Genomic DNA, 1,324 nt, shown 5'->3' on the forward strand with positions numbered 1-1,324 from the left:
GTCAATCTCAGCCGGACGCTGACCGTTCCGGCACCGATGTCGGTGACCCCGTTGGTGTGGGTGCGGCCGCGGCAGGGTGAGCGTCAAGGTGGGCGGGGTCTTGTGCTGCACCACCCGCTGCGGTGCCGTCCATGCCGTCGCCGGGTCGCCGTCGGTCGCCGCATACGCCGAGCCGAGGACGTCCACCAGGTCGGAGTCGCCCCGTGCCCTGGTGGTGTTCGGCTCGGCGAGCAGGTCGGCCAGCTTGGGCCCCTGCCGCGGCCGCACCCACACCAACGGGGTCACCGACATCGGTGCCGGAACGGTCAGCGTCCGGCTGAGATTGACCGGCTCTTCGGGTGTCAGCGCCATGGACGGCGCGCAGCGCACGCCCTCCGGCGTCGACGCGCATCCCGGCCTGCCCAGCAGCTCGGAACCCAGGTCCCAGCCCGCGACCGCCGCGCCGGGCGGCGGCCCCGGGACGCGCACGGTGTGCCGCAGGTCGAGCTGGTGGGCGAATCCGGACGCGTCGTACTGGGTGATCGACAGGTCGGTGATGCCGAACTGCACGCCCGGGGACCCGTCGTCGGTGCCCGCGGCGGTGATCCGCACCCACGGCGTCTCGCCGTAGGGCAACGCGGCGGCGAGCGGCTTGCCGGGCTCGTCGAACCGCAAGGTGGTGCTGCCGGTGGCGGTCTCGATCAGGATGCGGCGCACCTGCGCGCCGACGGCCGTCGCGCTGGGTGTCAGGGTGATCGCCGCGTTGGTGACCGGGTGGTCGAAATCGACCTGCAGCCACTGGCCCACCGCCGATTGCAGCGAGTTGGACACCCACGCGGTCGCCGGGTCGCCGTCGATGGCGGCGACGGGGGAGGTCGCCGGCGCGACGTCGGGCATCGCGGTGGAGTCCGACGACGAGCTCGACACGGTGATCCGGCCGCCGCTCCAGGCGCCGACGACCGGGTCGGCCCCGGGGACGGGATAGTCGGGCACCCGGTTGTAGGTATGCCGTGCGTCGCCCGCGGCCCGGATGGCCGACGAATGTTGGTCCACCCGGCCGTAATCGGTCTCGCGGGCCACCGGGGTGTCGGTGACGGTCACCGAGGGCACCGGCAATCCGGCGCCGCGCGCGTCGGCGGTCATCAGCGCGGGGCCCAGCGTCGGCAGGCCCTGCAGCCGGCGCCGCTCGTCGAGGCGCAGCAGCGCCTCCGGTCCGCCGTCCACCCGGGGCAACCGGTCGACGTCCGCGAAGTAGGGGGCGCCCGGATCGCCGGCGACCTCCACCCGGTAAACCTCTACGGCCGGGTAGCGCGGACGCAGTCCGCTGTCGGCGACAAAGCCCGCC

At 74.0% G+C, this 1,324-nt stretch carries 1 protein-coding gene; it reads right to left on the reverse strand.

Annotated elements, in window-relative coordinates; translation table 11 throughout:
- Positions 1-1,324, reverse strand: a 1,324-nt coding sequence (locus A5709_RS16595; RefSeq protein ID WP_156768080.1) for a discoidin domain-containing protein, incomplete at both ends; no start/stop codon positions are given.

The sequence above is a fragment of the Mycobacterium sp. E1386 genome, from assembly GCF_001672745.1.
In the GTDB taxonomy this organism is placed as follows: domain Bacteria; phylum Actinomycetota; class Actinomycetes; order Mycobacteriales; family Mycobacteriaceae; genus Mycobacterium.